Source organism: Ruegeria atlantica (genome assembly GCF_001458195.1).
GTDB classification, from domain to species: domain Bacteria; phylum Pseudomonadota; class Alphaproteobacteria; order Rhodobacterales; family Rhodobacteraceae; genus Ruegeria; species Ruegeria atlantica.
Map to the genome: position 1 here is coordinate 72,780 of NZ_CYPU01000024.1, position 19,592 is coordinate 92,371.

Annotated in this window: 17 protein-coding genes; 4 read left to right on the plus strand and 13 right to left on the minus strand. The window is 54.8% G+C overall.

Translation table 11 applies throughout. The features are described from left to right. The first annotated feature begins 8 nt into the window (after positions 1-8). On the plus strand, positions 9-932 hold the full coding sequence (locus tag RUA4292_RS08265) for a LysR substrate-binding domain-containing protein (RefSeq protein WP_058277183.1): 924 nt from the start codon (positions 9-11) through the stop codon (positions 930-932). Positions 933-965: 33 nt separating this feature from the next. Here RUA4292_RS08265 and RUA4292_RS08270 read toward each other — a convergent pair whose 3' ends face one another. The 12 genes from RUA4292_RS08270 to RUA4292_RS08325 all read right to left on the minus strand — a co-directional run bounded on the left by RUA4292_RS08270 (position 966) and on the right by RUA4292_RS08325 (position 13,629). Next, entirely contained in the window at positions 966-2,024 is a 1,059-nt protein-coding gene (locus tag RUA4292_RS08270; protein ID WP_058274115.1) for a quaternary amine ABC transporter ATP-binding protein, read from the minus strand. 12 nt (positions 2,025-2,036) lie between these two features. Continuing rightward, entirely contained in the window at positions 2,037-3,065 is a 1,029-nt protein-coding gene (locus RUA4292_RS08275; RefSeq protein WP_058274114.1) for an ABC transporter permease, read from the minus strand. A gap of 67 nt (positions 3,066-3,132) precedes the next feature. Beyond that, positions 3,133-4,104 carry an ABC transporter substrate-binding protein gene (locus RUA4292_RS08280; RefSeq protein ID WP_058277184.1) on the minus strand — a complete coding sequence of 324 codons (972 nt, stop codon included), beginning with the start codon at positions 4,102-4,104 and terminating at the stop codon, positions 3,133-3,135. A 988-nt stretch (positions 4,105-5,092) separates the two neighbouring features. Further along, positions 5,093-5,368 carry a hypothetical protein gene (locus tag RUA4292_RS08285; RefSeq protein WP_145974898.1) on the minus strand — a complete coding sequence of 92 codons (276 nt, stop codon included), beginning with the start codon at positions 5,366-5,368 and terminating at the stop codon, positions 5,093-5,095. A gap of 698 nt (positions 5,369-6,066) precedes the next feature. Beyond that, a complete protein-coding gene (locus tag RUA4292_RS08290) occupies positions 6,067-7,164 on the minus strand; it encodes a M56 family metallopeptidase (RefSeq protein ID WP_058277186.1) in 1,098 nt (365 codons plus the stop codon). Beyond that, positions 7,151-7,546: a BlaI/MecI/CopY family transcriptional regulator gene (locus RUA4292_RS08295; protein ID WP_058277187.1), complete on the minus strand. Its 396-nt coding sequence runs from the start codon at positions 7,544-7,546 to the stop codon at positions 7,151-7,153. The genes RUA4292_RS08290 and RUA4292_RS08295 overlap by 14 nt, the downstream gene beginning before the upstream one ends. A gap of 66 nt (positions 7,547-7,612) precedes the next feature. After that, positions 7,613-8,017, minus strand: a complete 405-nt coding sequence (locus tag RUA4292_RS08300) for a DUF2160 domain-containing protein (protein ID WP_058274638.1) — start codon at positions 8,015-8,017, stop codon at positions 7,613-7,615. Between the two features lie 8 nt (positions 8,018-8,025). Then, a complete protein-coding gene (locus RUA4292_RS08305) occupies positions 8,026-8,823 on the minus strand; it encodes a carbohydrate ABC transporter permease (RefSeq protein WP_058274621.1) in 798 nt (265 codons plus the stop codon). Further along, complete coding sequence (locus tag RUA4292_RS08310; protein WP_058274620.1) at positions 8,820-9,683, minus strand: carbohydrate ABC transporter permease; 864 nt, start codon at positions 9,681-9,683, stop codon at positions 8,820-8,822. Before RUA4292_RS08310 ends, RUA4292_RS08305 begins: the two co-directional genes overlap by 4 nt. Then, positions 9,680-10,756: an ABC transporter ATP-binding protein gene (locus RUA4292_RS08315; protein ID WP_058277188.1), complete on the minus strand. Its 1,077-nt coding sequence runs from the start codon at positions 10,754-10,756 to the stop codon at positions 9,680-9,682. The genes RUA4292_RS08310 and RUA4292_RS08315 overlap by 4 nt, the downstream gene beginning before the upstream one ends. 1 nt (position 10,757) lies before the next feature. Beyond that, the gene (locus tag RUA4292_RS08320; RefSeq protein WP_058277243.1) at positions 10,758-11,807 is read right to left on the minus strand and encodes an ABC transporter ATP-binding protein; all 1,050 of its coding nucleotides are present in this window, start codon (positions 11,805-11,807) and stop codon (positions 10,758-10,760) included. 82 nt (positions 11,808-11,889) lie between these two features. After that, positions 11,890-13,629 carry an ABC transporter substrate-binding protein gene (locus RUA4292_RS08325; protein WP_058277189.1) on the minus strand — a complete coding sequence of 580 codons (1,740 nt, stop codon included), beginning with the start codon at positions 13,627-13,629 and terminating at the stop codon, positions 11,890-11,892. Between the two features lie 557 nt (positions 13,630-14,186). On the opposite strand from RUA4292_RS08325, the gene RUA4292_RS08330 reads away from it, so the two are divergent. Beyond that, positions 14,187-15,446 carry an aminotransferase class V-fold PLP-dependent enzyme gene (locus tag RUA4292_RS08330; protein ID WP_058277244.1) on the plus strand — a complete coding sequence of 420 codons (1,260 nt, stop codon included), beginning with the start codon at positions 14,187-14,189 and terminating at the stop codon, positions 15,444-15,446. Positions 15,447-15,576: 130 nt separating this feature from the next. Here the strand turns inward: RUA4292_RS08330 and RUA4292_RS08335 are convergent, their stop codons facing one another. After that, positions 15,577-16,341 carry a type 1 glutamine amidotransferase family protein gene (locus RUA4292_RS08335; protein ID WP_233493384.1) on the minus strand — a complete coding sequence of 255 codons (765 nt, stop codon included), beginning with the start codon at positions 16,339-16,341 and terminating at the stop codon, positions 15,577-15,579. A gap of 109 nt (positions 16,342-16,450) precedes the next feature. Between RUA4292_RS08335 and RUA4292_RS08340 the strand changes: the two genes are divergently transcribed. Both RUA4292_RS08340 and RUA4292_RS08345 read left to right on the plus strand, forming a co-directional pair. Then, positions 16,451-18,148 carry a type I secretion system permease/ATPase gene (locus tag RUA4292_RS08340; protein WP_145974905.1) on the plus strand — a complete coding sequence of 566 codons (1,698 nt, stop codon included), beginning with the start codon at positions 16,451-16,453 and terminating at the stop codon, positions 18,146-18,148. Further along, positions 18,148-19,461: an HlyD family type I secretion periplasmic adaptor subunit gene (locus RUA4292_RS08345; protein ID WP_058277191.1), complete on the plus strand. Its 1,314-nt coding sequence runs from the start codon at positions 18,148-18,150 to the stop codon at positions 19,459-19,461. The genes RUA4292_RS08340 and RUA4292_RS08345 overlap by 1 nt, the downstream gene beginning before the upstream one ends. The last annotated feature ends 131 nt before the right edge of the window (positions 19,462-19,592 follow it).

Here is a 19,592-nt window from a genome sequence, read left to right on the forward strand (position 1 = left end):
ATGCAGCAATGACCACTCACATGCCCACGCTGGTTTCACTGCGCGCTTTTGAGGCGGTGGCGCGTCACAAGAGTTTCCGAAAGGCCGCTGACGAGATTTGTGTGACGCATGCGGCAGTCAGCCACCAGGTCAAAGCATTAGAAACAACAATCGGTGTTAAACTACTGGAACGCACAAGCCGTTCGGTCGAGCTAACACCGGCTGGCGAGCAATATTACCCGCCAATACGCGAACACATTCAGGGAATCATCAAAGCCACTCGGCGCATCCAGACACCTGAGGAACCGGACGTGTTGCTCGTTCAGTCCTACGCAAGTTTCAATACAATGTGGTTACAGCCCAGATTGGCAGACTTTCTTCAGGATAATCCGGACACACGCGTGCGCATCGTCTCTACCTTTGAAGACGGTGATTATGACATGCACCGGTTCGATGTGGGCGTGTTCAACGCGCCACCATTTGACAAACGGTTTGACTATAGCCCCTTGTTCGAAACGGATATCTACCCGGTATGTGCTCCGGAGGCCTTGAAAACCGCAAGCGGTGGAATGCCGCTGGAAGAGCTAAGAAATTTCCTGTTGCTGAGTGTCCCAAACACATGGAATGAGCCGGATGACTGGGACTGCTGGTTGGATGCGGCGGGCTTAGATCGCGAAACGATGAAATTTGGCTCTGTTTTCGACAATTACCCGCTGGTCCGTGAAGCTGTTCTAAAAAATCACGGTATCAGCGTCGCAAGAGCACCGTTTTGCACGCGTGACCTTGAAAGGGAGCGCCTGGTCAAACCGTTTGATATTTCGGTGCCCGAGCCAGGCAGCTGGTATCTGGCGACGCAAAAAGAACGTGCACCCAACCCAAAGCTCGATACGTTTGTTGACTGGCTGTTCGAACAGATCGAAGCCGACCCAACCATGCGGCTATTTCGGGCCTGATCTGATGAATTCCAGCTTTGTCGTCAGCGCGCGTCAGGACTGACGTGCGCCTGCTTCGGATGCGACGCGAGGGACGAGTGCGCGAACCAGTTCAGTCATATCCAGTGAGCCGACTGTCTTCTCCCCATCCTTGACAACATAGGCGTGTGACGTATCCCCGCCGGACCGCGCGATCATGCTTTCGAGCGTGTCGTTCACGTCCACTTCGCCATGGGCATCTTCTGGCACTTGGCCACCGTCCAGCGGGGTCATGATCGAGCGGACCCGCAGAACCCGTGCTCGGTTGATGTCGCTCACGAAGTCTTCGATGTAAGGATCGTTGGGGTTCAACAGAATATGCTGCGGCTCGCCCTGCTGCACGACAAAGCCGTCTTTAAGGATCACAAGGTGATCGGCCAGCTTCAACGCCTCATCTAGATCGTGAGTGATGAAGATGATGGTCTTGTGCAGCTCTTTTTGCAGCTCGAGCAGCAGGTCCTGCATGTCGGTTCGGATCAGTGGGTCAAGAGCCGAGAAAGCCTCGTCCATCAGCATGATCGGTGTGTTCGCGGTCAGCGCCCGGGCAATGCCCACACGCTGTTGCATCCCACCGGACAATTGCGCTGGATAATGGTTCTCGAACCCGCTCAGACCCACGCGATCCAGCCACTTGGCGGCTTCACGGTCGCAAGTCGCCTCGTCCTCGCCGCGCACTGAGAGCGGCATGCCTGCGTTCTTCAGCACGGTTTTGTGCGGCAAAAGCGCGAACTTCTGGAACACCATCGACATCTTTTCCTGTCGAGCATGGCGCAACCCGTCCTCGGACAGTTGCATCACGTCCTCACCCTGCACGATGATCTCGCCCGCAGTGGGTTCGATCAACCGGTTCAGGTGGCGGATCAGAGTAGATTTCCCAGAGCCGGACAGGCCCATGACCACTGTGATTTCCCCCGCCTGCATATCGACGTTGATGTTGTTGAGCCCCAACACGTGCCCGTGCTGCGCCAGCAATTCTTCCTTGCCCATGCCTCCTTTGGCATGCTGCAACACGTCCTTGTCGCGGGCGCCAAAGATTTTATAGAGCCCGGACAGGCGGACCATTGGTTGTGTCATTGAACCGGCTCCTTAATGTTTGACTTGGGTCTTATCGACCCGTGTGAGAGCTGCCTTGGACACGCGGTCAAGGATCACGGCCAGCAGAACAATGCCGATGCCCGCGACGATGCCCACACCCAGTTCAAGGTTTCGGATACCGCGCAACACGTTCACGCCAAGGCCAGGGGCCGAAACAAGAGAGGCGATCACGACCATGGCAAGGCTCATCATGATGGTCTGGTTGATTCCGGCCATGATATTGGGCAGCGCTAAAGGGAGTTGCACCCGCATCAGTTTCTGGCGGTCCTTCATGCCAAAGGCATTGGCCGCCTCGATCACATCCCTGTCGACAAGCCGGATGCCAAGGTCGGTCAAACGGATCACCGGCACAATCGCGTAAAGGATGATCGCAATCCCGTACAGTTTGGATTCCGTGACCGAGAACAAGAAAATCAGAGGGATCAGGTACACGAATGTCGGCAGGGTCTGCAGCAGGTCGAGCAACGGAACGACGCCTTTTTGCAATCGGTCGGATTTCGACATGGCAATTCCAATGGGCACACCGAACAGCACCGAAATCGTCGTACACACAAAGACGATCGACAGGGTTTGCATCGCCACATCGTAGTGGTCTACGAGGGCCAGCATCATAATCGAGGCGGCCACGAAGATCGTCACAGGGCGCGAACGTGACGCGTACCAGGAAATCGCCACCAGAAGCGGTACCATGATGAACCATGGCGTCGCTTCAAACAGCCAAAGTGCGCCATCCAATATCCAGCTCAATGGCTGCGTGATCGGGTCCAGAACGGTTTTCAGGACCGGTTTGGCTGCCAGAAACCCTTCTTCGATCCCGTTGGTTACATCGCGCGACTGCCATATGCGGTTACAGCTTTCGTGCAGATTATCAAACGAGGGAATTGGAATGAGCGGCTCAGAGGCCTCTTCTCCTCCTGCTTGCGCCGCAAGATCCGCCAGCGAAAGAGGCGCTTTGTCATCGGACGTGCCACACCATTCGCTCAAACCCAATGCGCTGAATAACTTGTCATAGAAGGCCATTTTTCCCACTTTCCGATCTACTTCAGTGCGTTAGGGGCATCGCTGAGGATGCCCCTGTCCATGCAGTTTACTGCAGCAAGGCGGAAAGTTTGTCGCGCGCAGCATCGTTAAGCCACGCCCCCCAGACATCCTTGTAGGTTGTTAGGAAATGCACCGCGCCTTCATCGTAGGAGGCATTGTTGTCTTCAACCCATGCCAGCGTTTCGCCCATCTGAGCGTTGGTGAAGGATAGATTTGTCATCAGGTCAGACACTGCTGCGTTTTCGGCCATGAATTCTTTCGACAGAACTGTAACGACTTCACTGCGGGGGAAGGCGCTCATTTCTGGCGTCGCGCATTCCGCTATGATGTTGCAGGCGTGCTTTTCAGGGTCATGGGGGCCCATATCGACCAGGGTCATCGGGTATTTGCCCAGTACCGATGTTGGTGCCCAATAAAAGCCGAACCATGGCTCTTTGTTTTCGTAGGCGGCAGCGATCGAAGCCGCAAGGGTTTCGCCTGATCCATGCACGAAGTTTTCAATGCCTGCATCAATCAGCCCGCCTGCCTTCATCAGGTTGGTGCTGACATTTAGACAGGTCCATCCCTCGGGGCAGTTGTGAAAGCGATTTCCGACGAGTTCGGGGTTGGCCGCGATGCCTTCAATTGTTGCCAGTTCCGGATGCTCTTCCACAAGGTAGTTCGGAACAAAGAACCCTTCGACACCGCCATCTGACAAAACTTCGGTCACAGGAATGATCGCACCTGAATCAACCAGCCCTTGGTAAGCCGGCGCGCCGTTTGTCCAGATTTCAGTCAGAATATCGGGCTCTCCGGTCTCGGATACGGATGCCAGCGCAGGGTTGCTCGAGAGCGGAACCGTGGTCACTTCGCAACCATAGCCTTGCTCCATCAGAAACTTCGAGACCGCGGTCACAATTTGCGCTGACCCCCAATCGGCCTGCATCAGTGATACTTCACCGCATTCGTTTGCCTGGGCCGCCGAAGCGGTGATTGCGGCAGCAAATACGCACCCGAGACCCGCTGAAATCTTGAACATTTCTTTCCTCCTTGTCATCGGCGAAACAGGGGCAGAGAAACGCTCCAAGCCAAAATTCGCCTTGTTTGTAGTGATGATTTGTACCGACAGGCCTAATGGCAAAAAACTGAAAAGAATTTTGGATCATGTACAATTGTTTACAGGTGGAGAGTTGAAGCCAGGCTCGAATTTAGTGACCTCCGTTCCAACGAAAGCTTCTTAGATGTAAATCCATAGGTGGCTTATGCGTGTGTATTATTGCCTCTTCTCAGGAGTCGGCAGGAGGAGTGATCAAACCCGGGGACGTCCGTTCTGTGCTCATCACGCCCATTCGAACTAGCTGCAGCATCGGTAGATTGGGCTCATTGCAGTCGTTCTCTGCACGTTGAACGAAGGACTTCTTGTTAATTGTTCGGTTAGAAAATCGCGAATTCTGGAGTCTCAAAAATTCAAAACTCTAAGTAGCTGATTTTGTTGGAATCGCAGTCTCACTATTAAGGTGATCCGACAATTTATGTAGGAGTACGAAAATAATGGGACTTAATATTGGGACTCGCTTCCTATTGAATTCAACACCTTATGATTTTGCGTTTTTTGAATGATTCGACGGTTCAAGCGCTTCAGCTTCAGCTACATTGAATTGAAGATTCGAGCCTTATGGGGATCCCGTGGAGGCACTTGGCCGATAGCTGATCCATCGGAGGCATCTGCGGCGTTCTCGGTTTTTTCACCAGGCATAGATGCTCCTGCAGGGTCGAGTTTACGCTTTGCAATTTCCAGTGCTTCTTTTGCACCTCTAATGAGGCTATCGCCAATCTTAGTTATCGTACTCTGCCAAATTCCTTTTTCACAACAGATAACGGGTCTTGTTGTGCATGTCTGCTGAGCGAAATGTTGTTTTCTCTAGGTTACAAACTGTAGCAAGGGCGATTGGCCATTTTTTCTGAACTCCGTCAGGTGGCTGGGATTTACAGCACCCCTGACCACCCTGCTCTCACCATTTAATGTCCTATTCTTTATTGTCTTGAGAAAGCGAAGCCTCAAGCGCTTCGAGCAACATTTGCTCATGGCGAATTGGCATATCATCCACGCTCCAAGCGCGCCGATGGTCAGGCCAAATTTGTTCGAACAGCTCCTCTGTCAGAACAACGAAAGAAATTCTTCCTTTATGTCTAAGCCAGGTCGGCCCCTTGGAAGCATGCTCGGTCAAACTAAATGCCGTATCTTGGAGCATCTCAACGTCAAAACGTCTGGCTTGGATTGGTGGTAACTTTGATCGTTTCATTCGTTTTCCTTTTTATCCGAACAACAGCAGGCACAGAGAAATCCGTGTTGGGTGCGGTTAAGTGGAAAACAATCAGGGCATGATCGCAGCTAGCATGACATAGCCCTGTCGGCAACGTCGTTTGGTGGCGCGAACCGACCACACGCCAGGCTTGATTGGAAACACCGCAAAGCGGACGAAGCCGCCATCGGCACAATCGCAAACAATGGCGGTTGGCCAGCCCACAAAAGGCATAGGTTTTTTTGACGCCAAGCAGTTTGCAAATATCCGATAGGGCAATTGCGAATACCACAATCGATGACTAGACATTTGACTATTTTATTGATTTCTGCAGTCAATCTGACTGCAAGGTTGTCCGCGTTTGACTGCCACGCTACGGGAAAAACACAACCTATAGGGGATCATTACAGAGCCTGATTATTTGCCATCAGACTCTTGTTTGATCTCCGATTCATTCTTTTGAAAGTGTGCAACTCGCACAGGGTTTGGGCCCGCACTGCAACACCATGCCGGTTGTGCAAGCGGGCGTACGTTTGTCAAACGACATAGCTCTGCCTGGTTGCATGAAAACGGGGCACCCCTGCCCCATCGGGAACTCAACATGCGCCAGCTTCGGGCCAAAAATACCCGGCAATGAACACATGCGCATAACACCGCAATCCGTCTCTCCAACCCTGGCCGGAGATCATCACCGCGTATCAATTCCCCTGAGTGCGAGCCTCAAGCCGTTCCAGATTAACAACTGTCGACAACATCAAGCGATCGTGGCTCCAATCCTGAGTTTGGCGTACTGACGCCGAGCTGATGGCAAGAATGGTTGCCAATGCTAGGGTCATCCCAAGAAATACGGCAGGCAGAGGAGGACTTGCCGTCGACGCTTCGGTCAAGGCAATCACACGCAAACGCAACACATGCTTTGCTTTTGTCCCGTTCACCAAGGCCACATGAAGAATACGTGGGCCGTTCATTGTAAGAGATCGCGAACAGTAATCCAGCAAACAGGCCGTATAGTCTTTGGCGTCTATCCCCTTACGCGAGACAACGGATTGGTCACAGGCCAACTCGCGCAGTCGGTCAAACTGGTGCTTAATCACCAGATATGCCGGGTTCCAGAACAGTAGCGGGCGCATTAGCTCAAAGCCCAGCTCCCACTCCACATCCATGGCACGGATGTGTTGAAATTCGTGTGCCAGAGCGAACCGCAATTCACGCGGTGTATTCAGCAAATGGCTGGGTAAGACGACGTGGCGGCGACGTAGGCCGCGCACAGCGAAGGGTACGGTTATCCGGTCCGACAAACGGATGTCTACCCTCGACGACCGCCGCCAAAGAAAGCTGGATCTCACGGTTTTGCGAATTGCCCATGCATCGCGAAGCACACGAATTGTCAGGAAAGTCGACACCAGGGCGAATGCAATCAAAACGCATGTTACAAGGACAGACGAACCAGAAAGAACGTGATCAAGCCAACGTTCACGCGTGTTCAGCAGGGTTTCGAACTGCGCAGCCGGCATGGCAATATCACCACGCAAGTAGGCAGCCACGGCCAGATCCCCCAGCGCGACTGCGCGTCCAGGCCACAGAAAACCGATAAAGGCCGAGACACCCATGGCCAGCACCGGGCTCAGCACAACACAAATACAAAGTGCTTTGAGCGATCGAAGTTGTGCAACAAACCCATATCGCATAGACGATCGCGCGAACACGACGCGCACCGCCAGCCAGATAAGTGCCGACAATCCAAGTACAACATTTAACTCGAGAAAAGCGTCGAGAACCGGTTTAACCGCCGTCATTTTGCAGTCTCCTCTCTACCAGTGCTCGAATTTCCTCCAGATCATCTTCTGTCAGCCCCGCATCGTCGACCAACCTGGCAACCAAAGTTGCGGGGGTGTCGTCGAATAACGTTCGGGAGAGATTTTGCAGCGAACGCGACTGATACCTGTCTTTTTCCAGAAGTGGCCTATAAATCAACGATTTGCCGTTCTTTTTGCTTTCTACAAATCCCTTTTCATCGAGAATGCGCAAAATTGTTGCGCCGGATGTGTAGGCCAGATTTCGATCTGGCGCCAAACGATCAAGAACATCTCGGACTGAGCCCTGACCCAGCGCCCAGAGTTCATTCATGAACTCAAGTTCCACTTCGGTCAGCAAGTTTGTAGTTTTTTTCTTCCGCATCAGTCTCGGTGTCGCCATTTTTTAGTATGCCTGACAGACAAGCATCCTTTCACTGTTTCGCAAAGCCTAAACTTTCCAGAAGACGAAGATGCCCCAACCGATGGACAAAAACAGCGGCGTCCAAACCGGTTGCCCAACCAATCCGAGCCAGGCCAGAAAGATGTAGGCAGCCCCGAGAAGCGTGATGAAGAGACGATCGCCGAGCGTGGTGGTCAGGCCCAATACGCCGCGCCGCTCAATCCCGTCGCGATATTTGAAGCCTTCTAGAACGCCAATCAGCGCGATGGCTGAGAATATCCCAACGAAAACTGCAAGTGTCGCAGGCGTCCAGGCCATCCAGAAATCGGGCCACAAAGGGTCGGTCCAGGAAAATCCCTTTTCCTCTTGCTGGCCAACGTTGCCCCATCCGGTCTGAGCCTGAGCTAAGGCCGTCGTGGGTAGGAAGGGGAGGATGAGAAGAAGTTTACGCATATCGAACCTCATACACGACCCATCGCGAAACCGCGCGCGATGTAGTTGCGGACAAACCAAATGACGATGGCTCCGGGGATGATGGTCAGGGTTCCGGCAGCGGCCAGCAGACCCAGCTCGTACCCGGCGCTGGAGGCAGTACGCGTCATCACGGCCGCGATGGGTTTAGCCTCTACCGCAGTCAGTGTCTTGGCCAACAGCATCTCGACCCACGAAAACATGAAGCAGAAGAAGGCCGCGACACCAACACCCGCTTTGATGTTCGGCAGGAAAATCGTCACGAAGAAACGTGGGAACGAATAGCCATCCACATAGGCGGTCTCATCCAGTTCTTTGGGAATACCGCGCATGAAACCTTCCAGGATCCAAACAGCCAACGGCACGTTGAACAGTGTATGGGCCAAAGCCACGGCCAAATACGTATCGAACAATCCGATAGAGGAGTAGAGCTGGAAGAAAGGCAGCGCGAACACCGCAGCCGGAGCCATCCGGTTGGTCAGCAGCCAGAAGAACAACTGTTTGTCACCAAGAAACCGATACCGCGAGAACGCATAGGCAGCGGGCAAGGCCACACAAACGGAAAGCACCGTGTTGATCGTCACGTAGGCAATCGAATTTATGTAGCCCCAATACCACGTCGGATCTGTGAAGATGGTGATGTAATTCTCCAGCGTGAAGGTCTGAGGGAATAGGGAAAAGCCCGACAGGATCTCATTCGTTGTCTTGAAGGACATCGCAACCAGCCAATAGATCGGCAGCATCAGGAACGCGATATAGAGGATCGGGATAAGGGACCGCTTCTTCATTGCGCGTCATCCTTTGTCATCAGAGTGTAGAATACCCAAGACACCAGCAGCGTGATTGCGAAGTAGATTAGGCTCATCGCCGCTGCAGGGCCAAGGTCGAACTGTCCCAATGCGATCTTCACAAGGTCGATCGACAGCAAGGTGGTTGAATTGCCAGGGCCGCCTCCGGTCAGAACGAAGGGTTCGGTATAGATGTTGAAACTGTCCATGAATCGTAGCAGCACGGCGATGGTCAGAACCGTCTTCATCTTGGGCAGCTGAATATAGCGGAACACCGACCACGGGCTGGCGCCGTCAATCTTGGCGGCCTGATAATAGGCGTCCGGGATCGATACGAGACCCGCATAGCAGAGTAGTACGACCAATGAAGTCCAGTGCCAGACATCCATGATGACGACTGTGATCCATGCCGACAGCGGTTGCTGCGTCATGTCATAATTGATGCCTAAAACGTCATTCAGGAAATAGCCCAGCAAGCCGATCTTGGGCAGGGTAAAGATATTCCACATCGACCCGACTACATTCCACGGGATCAACATCGGCAGAGCCATGAGAACCAGACAGACAGGAACCCAGAACCCTTTGCGCGGCATCGAAAGGGCCACGATGATGCCCAGGGGTACCTCAATCAGCAGGATCAGGAAAGTGAACAGGAACTGCCGTCCAAGCGCAGCCTGAAACCGGTCAGAGCGCAGGATCTGTTCGAACCAGCCCAGTCCCTCCCAGAAGAACTGGTTGTTGCCGAAGGTCTCCTGCACTGAGTAGTTGACCACCGTCATCATCGGCACCAGCGCGTTGAACGCGACGAGTGCCAGCACCGGTAAGACAAAGAACCATGCCTTTTGGTTTTCCGTTCTCATTGTGCCCGCTCCTCGCTTGCGATCCAGCCGTCGCGGTAAACGCGCGATTGTTCAGGTTTGAATTGCAGGAAGACTTGTGATCCCGGTTCCGGGACACTGTGTTCAGTTACTGCTTTCAGCGCTGTGTTACCGACCATGGCGCTGACCACGTAGTGACGGCCAATATCCGAAACCTTTGTCACATGTGCCGGGATACCTGTGTCACCGAACCCCACGTATTCGGGGCGGATGCCCAGATCGGTGCGACCGCCATCACCATGGATAGGACCTTCCAACATCACGTCGTGGCCTTCAAATACGGCGCGGTCGCCCCTGGCTTCACAGGGCAGCACGTTCATGCCGGGTGAGCCGATGAAGTGACCAACAAACGTGTGCTGAGGACGTTCGAACAGCTCGACAGGCGTGCCGATCTGAACCACTTCGCCGTCTTGCATCACGACCACTTCGTCCGCGAAGGTCAGCGCCTCAGTCTGGTCGTGGGTCACGTAGATCATCGTGGCCCGCACGCGCTGATGCAGTTCCTTCAGTTTCGACCGCAGTTTCCATTTCAGGTGCGGGTCGATCACAGTCAGCGGTTCATCGAACATCACCGCATTCACGTCGTCGCGGACCAGACCGCGCCCCATCGAGATCTTCTGTTTGTTGTCCGGGCTAAGGCCCGACGCGCGGGTTTTTAGCAACTCGGTGACGTCCAGCATCTCGGCGATCTCATCGACGCGGCGTTTGATTGTCGCCGTATCAACTCCTCGGTTTTTGAGCGGAAACGCCAGGTTCTCGCCTACTGTCATCGTGTCGTAGATCACCGGGAACTGGAATACTTGCGCGATATTACGCTGGTCAGGCGGCAGAGCTGTCACGTCGCGGTCATCGAACAGGATCTGCCCTTCAGACGGTGTCAGAAGACCGGAAATGATGTTCAGCAACGTAGACTTCCCACAGCCTGACGGCCCTAACAGGGCATAAGCTCCGCCATCTCGCCAGGTCACGTCGATTTCCTTCAGCGCGTAGTCATCCGGGCCTTTTGGCGTCGGCATATAGCTGTGTTTGAGGTTTGAAAGCTTGATCTGTGCCATGTCAGGCCACCCTTTTGCCGTCTTGGCCGAAATACCGGCAATGGGCCGGGTTCATATAAAATCGGTGATCTTCGCCCACCCGATAAGGGTGCACGCCTGCCGCCAAAGAGACCCAAGCATCATCCCCGTGCTGGAAGTGCGCGCTGGAATCCGAACCCGATAGCTCTGTGACAATCACACGACCTGTCAGTTCCACATCGGCATCCGAGGTGCGGGTGGGAGTCACTCGGTGCGGTCGTACTGCAACCATGTACTCGCCGTCCGCCAAATCCGAAACCGCCCAGCCGCCGCCGCCCGCAAGCTGTGCCTGCGTAGCTGACACGGTGACGCGGGCCACATTGATCGGCGGGTCTGAGAACACGCGCGCAGCGGCAATATTCTCAGGGTTGCGATAGATATCAGCCGTCGGGCCAAATTGCGTAACGCGACCGTCTTCCATAAGGGCGGTATATCCACCCAAAAGCAGCGCCTCTTCGGGTTCCGAGGTGGCGTAAACCACCACCGCCCCACGACCGGCAAACAGGTCAGGTAGCTGCTCACGCAGTTCTTCGCGCAGCTTGTAATCCAGGTTGGCCAACGGTTCATCGAGGAACACCGCTCGGCTTTCTTTTGCGATGGCACGGGCCAGCGCGGTACGTTGCTGTTGTCCACCTGACAGCTCATGCGGTCGGCGATGCAACATCGGGCGCAGCTGCAGCAAGTCGGCGGCCTCTTCCACGCGCCCTTCAATCTCGGATGTCGCCATCCCAGCCACACGCAAAGGCGAGGCGATGTTGTCAAAAACAGTCAATTGCGGATAGTTCACGAAGAACTGGTGCACGAGGCTGATCTGCCGCTTTTGCGTGTTCAGCCTTGTGACGTCCTGACCGTCCATCAGCACCTTGCCCGAGGCGATCGGGTCTAGCCCGGCCATCATCTTGATCAGAGAGGTTTTGCCCGATCCCGTCGCGCCCAGCAGCACATTGAAATGGCCGGTTTGCAGCGTCAGGGTCGTGGGCTTGATATGGATAACGTTGCCAACGCGTTTGGTGGCATCTTGTAGTTCGATCATGTCCGTGGGTTCCGGTTCTTCAGTGCGTCGCACTGGTCTTGAGGTGGGGATGCCTGATACGGCATCCCCGGGTTTCAATGCCTTACTGAGACTGCCAGCGCTGAACCAGTTCGTCGTAGTTGACGGTTTGGCCTTGCGGCTTTTCGTTCTCTAGCTTGGCTTTGGGCGAGCCTGCTTTTTCCAACCAGAACGACGCATCCTGCGGTTCGTTCAAGCGGGGACCACAGCCACCGTAGACACCAGCACTTTCATCCGCGGCCTGCATGCGGGCCATGGTGATGTCCATCTCTTCGGCCAGACGGTCCATCGCCTCTTGCGGGGTGAAGGCACCTGAGTTCACGTCACCGATCTGCTGCCACCAGATCTGGGCCAGCTTCGGATAGTCCGGCACGTTGATGCCGGTCGGCGACCATGCCACACGGTCAGGCGAGCGGTAGAACTCGACCAGACCACCCAGCTTGGATGCGCGTTCGGTGAACGACTCGTGGTTGACCGAGCTGTCGCGAATGAAGGTCAGACCCACATGGGACTTCTTCACATCGACAGTCTTGGACGTCACGAACTGGGCATAGAGCCAAGCCGCCTGAGCACGATCCGCAGGGGTCGACTTCAAGAAGGTCCAGGAACCCACGTCCTGATAACCAACCTTCTGACCGTCTTCCCAGTAGGGGCCGTGCGGACTTGGCGCCATCCGCCACAGCGGCGTACCTTCGTCATCCACGGTGTTGTTGCCTTCGGACTTCGGCTTCACCATATCGGCGGTAAAGGCTGTGTACCAAAAGATCTGTTGGGCCACGTTGCCTTGGCTGAGCGCCGGTAGCGACTGGTAGAAGTCATAAGACGCAGCCCCCGGAGGCGCATAGTTCCGCAGCCATTCGTCCCATTTGCGGATTGCGTAGACCGCGGCCGGACCGTTTGCAGCACCACCGCGCGACACCGAAGCGCCAACAGGGTTACAGGTGCCCGCTTCCATGCGGATGCCCCATTCGTCGACGGGGATACCGTTTGGCTCGCCTTTATCACCTGCACCAGCCATCGACAGCCATGCATCGGTCATACGCCAGCCTAGGTCGGGCGCACGCTTGCCGTAATCCATATGACCATAGATCGTGGTGCCGTCGACTTCTTTCACGTCGTTGGTAAAGAAATCTGCGATGTCTTCGTAAGCTGACCAGTTGACCGGAACACCCAGATCATAACCGTACTTCTCTTTGAACGCGGCTTTGTTTGCCTCATCATCGAACCAGTCCTTGCGGAACCAGTAAAGGTTGGCGAACTGCTGGTCGGGCAGCTGATACAGCTTGCCGTCCGGACCGGTGGTGAACTGAATGCCCATGAAGTCATCCAGATCCAGTGTCGGCGAGGTCGTACCGGCCCAGTCGCCACCCATCATGTCAGTCAGCGGATAGGCCAGCTGCAAACGCGAATGCGTGCCGATCAGGTCACTGTCGTTGACATAGCCGTCGTACAAGTTCCGGCCTGTCTGCAACTGGGTCTGAACCGCTTGAACCACTTCGCCCTCACCAAGGATCTGGTGATTAACCTTAATGCCGGTGATTTCCTCGAACGCCTTGGTCAGGACCTCGGATTCATAGGAGTGTGTCGGGATACCCTCGGACAGAACGTTGATTTCCATGCCAGCATAAGGTTGTGCAGCTTCGATGAACCACTGCATTTCCGACATCTGTTCGTCTTTCGACAAGGTCGATGGCTGGAATTCATCGTCGATCCAACGTTGTGCTGCGGCTTCGTCGGCCCAAACGGGACCGTGCCCCGCAATGACGGCAACAGCCGCCACTGCGGAAAGTAGATGTCTCCGCATCTCTTTCCTCCCAAAAAATTATGGTTTTCCGGCGCAAACCGGATAGCAGACAGCATCAGCGATTTTCTGCGCACCTGTCAAACTAAATTTTTAGTAAATAGATAAACTCTGAGCAACTTGTTGACTATATTATATATTTTTAGAAAGCCAGCGCATCACCCAACGGTAGGATAGTGCCCGATCATCGTGGAAAACACCCTGCGGGAATTGTGCTAAAGCTGACAAAAACCTTTGTCGAGGATATGAAACCGTTCACGAAACATATCGCCTGCTTCACCACACACACGAGCCAACAGAAGACGCCATTCTCATCTGGATCTCCCGATAATACGCGCAAAATTTTTGTGAAAGAGTAGTTCGATAGCGACAAAAAACGCCGGTGCAGCGCAATCATGTCGCGTTGTCGCTTGACAGGATGGCAGCATACGGCCTGATCAATTCAGTTCGCGGAATTTTCGATGACTCTGTCGACGGTTTTCCGAACAAAGCCTTATCGCGGTGGCCAAGCTCCTCCGCACGATCGTGAACCGCGCTCTGACTATGCACAGGACAAATCTATGATCCAAGACAACCCTGCCCTCATCGACGCCATCCGCGACCGGTTCGCCCATGTCGGCACTTGCCCGTTTCAGGGCGAACGCATCTTTTTCGAGAATGCGGGCGGAGCACTGACATTGAAATCCGTCGCTGAAACCTCGGCTTTTTATGCAGCAATCCCAGACAATCCCGGGCGCATGAATCCGGCAGGTCAGGGAACCCAAGGCGTTATTAACAAGGCAAAGGACGACCTGGCCGTGTTCATGAACGCATCTTCCGGGCAGTTCTTCGCAGGTGAAAGCGGAACCGAGCTGCTATTTCGCATGATCCGCACCGCGTGCCTGGTCGCCCCCAAAGGGTCAAAAGTGATAGGGTCATCCATCGAGCACCCGGCCACCCGAAGCGCAGCACGCCGCTGGGCTGAAATCGCAGGGCTGGAGTATGTGAATGTGCCCCACGGCAACGACACCGGATTGGTTACGGCCGAGGACTATACCGCGCTGATGACGCCAGATGTCGCAGTGGCAACGATCCTGCATGCGTCGCCCGTGACAGGCATGGGTATGGACGTAGCTGCAATTTCCGCGGCGATCCGTTCTGTGGCACCGGATTGTTTGATCATCGTCGACGGCATTCAGCATGCGGCCCACGGGCAACTGGACCTGGATGGCTATAATGTCGATGGCTACGCGATCTCGCCCTATAAAGTGTTTTCGCGTCACGGATATGGCATCGCCTGGATTTCTGACAAACTCAGCGCTTTGCCGCATGACATGTTGATCGACGCACCCGCAACCGGGTGGGAGTTCGGGACCCGTGACGCGGGATCTTACGCAACTGTATCGGACGTAGTGGCGTATTTTGACTGGCTCGGTAGCGAAGTCTCGGATGAGACCGAACCGCGCAAGCGGATCGAGGCTGCAGGTCGCGCCATTCACGCCTATGAAACCCACCTGACCAATACTGCAATCAACGGCACAGGCAATCTGCCAGGACTGCGTGATATGGACCACGTGACAATTTTGGCGGGCGCCGATAACCCGGCACGCGAAGGACTGGTGTCAATCGTGGTCGAGGGGTATGCATCCGAAGACGTGGTCGAGATATTGAATCAACAGGGCATTCGCACTCATACGCGAAAGGCCGATCACTATTCCGGCAACGTTCTTACGCCGCTGGATCTGTCAGATTGCATCCGCATTTCCTTCTGTCACTACAACACGGAGCAGGAAATCGCCCGTCTTCTGGGGGCGATCAAGGTATTGGGCGAAAACCGATGACCGGACTGGTGAACACATGCGAATGCGCGGCGCTCTGACCCGCGTCCGAGCGTCGTCAGAATCGCAGTAATGACACGACTTGCGTTAGCTCGATGATGGCCGTGGTGAACCCTTTCGAACCCACCAAATGTCAGCGCTGACCAGTTGTCGACTTTCGCAAGTCGACGATCCTTGCATCGCGTTGCCGTGAAGGATTGGTCAGCATTTTTTCGCACGCTTCGACTGCAACTCTGTCAACTAGTTGTCGGGTTACATCATCGGTAAAGTTAACGCTGTCAAAGCCATCCCACCATCCGCTGAACGTTTGGGTAAATGATCCCGAAAAGCCTGAATCCCACCCCAAGGTTGAACAACCATGTCGGCCCCATCGCAAACCACCTAGTCGCCCGAAATAACGCTCTTTTTCAAGCGCACCCAATGTGGCACCGCTGCGCATCCAGCGACGCAGAGCATTGTCCGTTTTCAAGGTTAGGTACCGTTCAAGTGTCCAGCTCGTTGAAGCCACTATGGTATCGGCCGCTTCGACGTCACTAAGCGCAACTATGCTTATCCCCACGCCATTGCTTGAGACACAATAGCCGCCTGTCTCGGACCCGAAGCTCCATTCTAAATAGGGTTTACTATCCAGACAATTGACCGCACGAAACGGATCAATAAGCCCCATTGTAGCGGTAAGGTTAAAGTTAGACGCGTCCATGGCAAGAACACGGCTTAGGGCCTGAGGTACTGACCATGTGGACTCTGTCCCGATCGCACTATTTGAGGGCCAGGGGAGTATCCCTCCATTCAACTTGCGAGTTAATGCCAAAAAACCATAATTAAATCGCCAATTACGAAGCTCGGTCGGCGGCATATGGACCATCCGCGACGACATGTATTTCCACTGTTGGGACATCAGTCTAGGATGCGCGCGAATGCTAGACCATTCGAAACCCGAGCAACAAACACGAGAAGCTTCGTTCGTGAACATTAAGAACCACATGGCAGCACAGCCAAGACGTGAAATGCATTCGGCGCGCAACCAGGGGATCACATTCTTGGGGCTGGCGTTTTTGTTCAGTATCTTTGTCAACTTGCTGATGTTAACTGGGCCTTTGTTCATGTTGCAGGTCTATGATCGCGTTCTTGGATCCCGAGCGGTCGAGACGTTAGCTGCGCTGTTTCTGCTGGTGGCACTTTTGTACGGCCTTATGGCCATGCTCGATTTCGCGCGGGGTCGAATCGTGGCGCGTTTCGGCGCTCGGTTTCAATCGCAGCTGGACGAACGCGTCTTTGATGCAACCCTGCGCCGATCGCTACACCCACGCGCCCGGGCTGCACCTGCAACGGCGTTGCGCGATCTGGAGTCCATCCAAAACCTGTGTTCTTCTCCGGTTCTACTGGCCGTCATGGACATCCCTTGGACGCCGATTTTTATTGCGGCAATTTTTCTGTTCCATCCTCTTCTGGGCTGGCTGGCCGTTGGTGGTGGCTCGCTTTTGGTTGTGATCGCGTTGCTGAACCAAATACTGACTCGTCGCAAGGTCGCCATGGCTCAATCAGCGTCGGCAAAAGCCAACATCTTTTCCGAACATGCCCGACAAGCAGCCGAAGTCGTACACTCGCAAGGCATGCAAGAGGACATCACGCGTAGATGGCAGCGTCAACGAACAGACGCCTTGCAACAAACAATCGCCGCCAGTGACTGGACCGGCAGCTTTACGTCAGTGACGAAATCGCTGCGGCTGTTTTTGCAATCTGCAATGCTGGCGCTTGGGGCTTTGCTTGTTCTGCGCAATGAATTGACCCCCGGCGCGATGATCGCAGGTTCGATCCTGCTGGGTCGTGCTTTGGCACCCGTCGAGCAGGTTGTTGGGCAATGGGCTGTCGTTGAACGCGCCCGAACGGCGTGGAACTCGTTGAGCCAGTTTCTGGATTCCACGCCGCCCGAAAAACAGCGCACCAAGCTGCCTGTGCCCCAAGCCCGGCTGACGGCCAAGGGACTGACGGTCATCCCGCCTGGAGCGGATACTCCAACCCTCCGAAACGTCTCATTGAACCTCGAGCCCGGGCGGGCACTTGGTGTAATCGGAAAAAGCGGGTCAGGAAAATCCACTTTGGCCAAGGCGCTATTGGGTATTTGGCGTCCTGCAGCAGGCGAGATCCGTTTGGGAGGTGCAACGCTAGATCAATATGATCCAACTGATCTGGGTCAGCATATCGGGTACCTTCCGCAAGAAGTTACGTTGTTCAACGGAACTGTCGCCGAAAACATCGCGCGCATGTCGGAAGACCCAAACCCTGAAGCTGTTGTAGCGGCAGCCAAAAAGGCCAATGCGCATGAGCTGATTCTGACGCTGGAAAAAGGCTACGATACCATTCTGGAAGGCAATGACAGTCAGCTGTCAGGCGGTCAGAAGCAGCGGATCGCGCTCTCTCGCGCGCTGTACGGAGACCCCGTTTTGTTGATCCTGGACGAACCGAACTCGGCGCTGGATGCCGATGGAACCGAGGCGCTGAACGCCGCTGTCCGCGATCTTAAGGCCGCGGGAAAGTCTACGATTATTATGACGCACCGTCCCCAAGCGATCTCGGAATGTGATGATCTTGCGGTTGTCGAACGAGGACAGGTTGTCAAATCCGGCCCAAGGGATGAGGTTTTGGGCGCAGTCGTTCAAAATGCCGGATCGATCAAGCGCAACCTTAGCAAGGCTGGCAACTGATGCAGGACAAAACAAATAATCCGCGCCCTGTATGGCGCATTACGATCCCTGCCCTGGTCGGATTTGCGGCCCTTGGCATCCTTGTTGGCGGTTTGGGTGTTTGGGCAGTCAACACGCGTTTGGCCGGTGCCATTATCTCTCAGGGCATTATCGAGGTCGAAAGCAACCGTCAGGTGATTGAACACCCCGACGGCGGCGTTGTTGGAGAGATCTATGTGCGCGATGGCGATGCCGTCACCAGCGGCGAATTACTATTGCGGTTGGATGATACGTTTCTGTCGTCCGAGAAAACCATTGTCGAAGCCCAGCTGTTCGAACTGATGGCCCGCCGGGCACGTTTAGAAGTCGAGCGCGATGGCGCAACTGCCGAAGCTCTGGCCACCCGGTTGGCCGAGATTCAGCAACAGGAAAACATCCACCCTGATCTGATCGCCGGTCAGCAACGCCTGTTTGAGGCGCGATTGAATACATTGAACCAGCAAACTGAGCAACTGGGCAAACAGACCGTTCAAATCGAAAGTGAAATCGACGGTACCGAAGCGCAGCTTATCTCGCTGCGGCGTCAGGTTGAATTGATCCAAACCGAACTGGATGATCAGGAAAGCTTGCTTCAGCGCGGCCTTACCCAGGCCAGCCGGGTTTCGGCCCTACAGCGCGAAGAGGCCAGCCTAACAGGGGATATTGGTCGGTTGGAAGCTGCCGCCGCGCGCCTAGGAGGCCAGATATCAGCGACCGAAATCGCGATCCTTGAGCTTGAAGCAACACGGCGAGAAGAAGCCATCACGACCCTGCGAGATATTCAATCCCAGATTGCCGAATTGGCCGAGCGCCGCCTGTCACTGGACACCCGCCTTTCGCGACTGGATATCCGCGCCCCAGTTTCGGGAACGGTTTACGGCAGTCAGGTCTTTGCCCTGCAGTCCGTGATCCAACCGGCGGAACCTATGATGTATCTGGTACCGCAGGATACGCCCTTGGTCGTCGCCGCGCGCGTCGATGCAATTCACGTGGACCAGTTGCATGTTGGCCAGCCAGTTTTGTTGCGGTTTCCCGCGTTCAATCAGCGTGAAACGCCTGAAATTGACGGGCAGGTTATGAATGTCTCGGCTGATACGTTTACCGACGAAAACACCGGCCAGACATTCTATCGCGCCGAAGTCGTTCCACAAGACGGGCAAGTTGATCGTCTGAAAGGGCAGGAACTGCTGCCCGGTATGCCTGTGGAAACGTTGATCAAGACGGACGAACGTACGCCAATGTCTTATTTGGTCAAACCACTGGCAGATTACTTCAACCGAGCGTTCCGAGAGTGACAGCCCGGTTGCACTAAGGCGCTTTGAGGTTCCCAGCAGGATCGAGGTCATGTCGGTGGCAATCACGCCATCCATAGCCACCACATTGGCCCCGGTATCATAAGAAACGTCGGTGCGCGTGATCCCTGAAA

Bases quoted from the DNA above. Each gene is read 5' to 3' on its own strand.
- RUA4292_RS08290 (WP_058277186.1), bottom strand. From the start codon at position 7,164: ATGACGGCGGTTAAACCGGTTCTCGACGCTTTTCTCGAGTTAAATGTT.
- RUA4292_RS08335 (WP_233493384.1), bottom strand. From the start codon at position 16,341: ATGTCCCAACAGTGGAAATACATGTCGTCGCGGATGGTCCATATGCCG.
- RUA4292_RS08325 (WP_058277189.1), bottom strand. From the start codon at position 13,629: ATGCGGAGACATCTACTTTCCGCAGTGGCGGCTGTTGCCGTCATTGCG.
- RUA4292_RS08300 (WP_058274638.1), bottom strand. From the start codon at position 8,017: ATGCGTAAACTTCTTCTCATCCTCCCCTTCCTACCCACGACGGCCTTA.
- RUA4292_RS08285 (WP_145974898.1), bottom strand. From the start codon at position 5,368: ATGAAACGATCAAAGTTACCACCAATCCAAGCCAGACGTTTTGACGTT.
- RUA4292_RS08305 (WP_058274621.1), bottom strand. From the start codon at position 8,823: ATGAAGAAGCGGTCCCTTATCCCGATCCTCTATATCGCGTTCCTGATG.
- RUA4292_RS08310 (WP_058274620.1), bottom strand. From the start codon at position 9,683: ATGAGAACGGAAAACCAAAAGGCATGGTTCTTTGTCTTACCGGTGCTG.
- RUA4292_RS08340 (WP_145974905.1), top strand. From the start codon at position 16,451: ATGCATTCGGCGCGCAACCAGGGGATCACATTCTTGGGGCTGGCGTTT.
- RUA4292_RS08330 (WP_058277244.1), top strand. From the start codon at position 14,187: ATGATCCAAGACAACCCTGCCCTCATCGACGCCATCCGCGACCGGTTC.
- RUA4292_RS08270 (WP_058274115.1), bottom strand. From the start codon at position 2,024: ATGACACAACCAATGGTCCGCCTGTCCGGGCTCTATAAAATCTTTGGC.
- RUA4292_RS08275 (WP_058274114.1), bottom strand. From the start codon at position 3,065: ATGGCCTTCTATGACAAGTTATTCAGCGCATTGGGTTTGAGCGAATGG.
- RUA4292_RS08345 (WP_058277191.1), top strand. From the start codon at position 18,148: ATGCAGGACAAAACAAATAATCCGCGCCCTGTATGGCGCATTACGATC.
- RUA4292_RS08280 (WP_058277184.1), bottom strand. From the start codon at position 4,104: ATGTTCAAGATTTCAGCGGGTCTCGGGTGCGTATTTGCTGCCGCAATC.
- RUA4292_RS08265 (WP_058277183.1), top strand. From the start codon at position 9: ATGACCACTCACATGCCCACGCTGGTTTCACTGCGCGCTTTTGAGGCG.
- RUA4292_RS08315 (WP_058277188.1), bottom strand. From the start codon at position 10,756: ATGGCACAGATCAAGCTTTCAAACCTCAAACACAGCTATATGCCGACG.
- RUA4292_RS08320 (WP_058277243.1), bottom strand. From the start codon at position 11,807: ATGATCGAACTACAAGATGCCACCAAACGCGTTGGCAACGTTATCCAT.
- RUA4292_RS08295 (WP_058277187.1), bottom strand. From the start codon at position 7,546: ATGCGGAAGAAAAAAACTACAAACTTGCTGACCGAAGTGGAACTTGAG.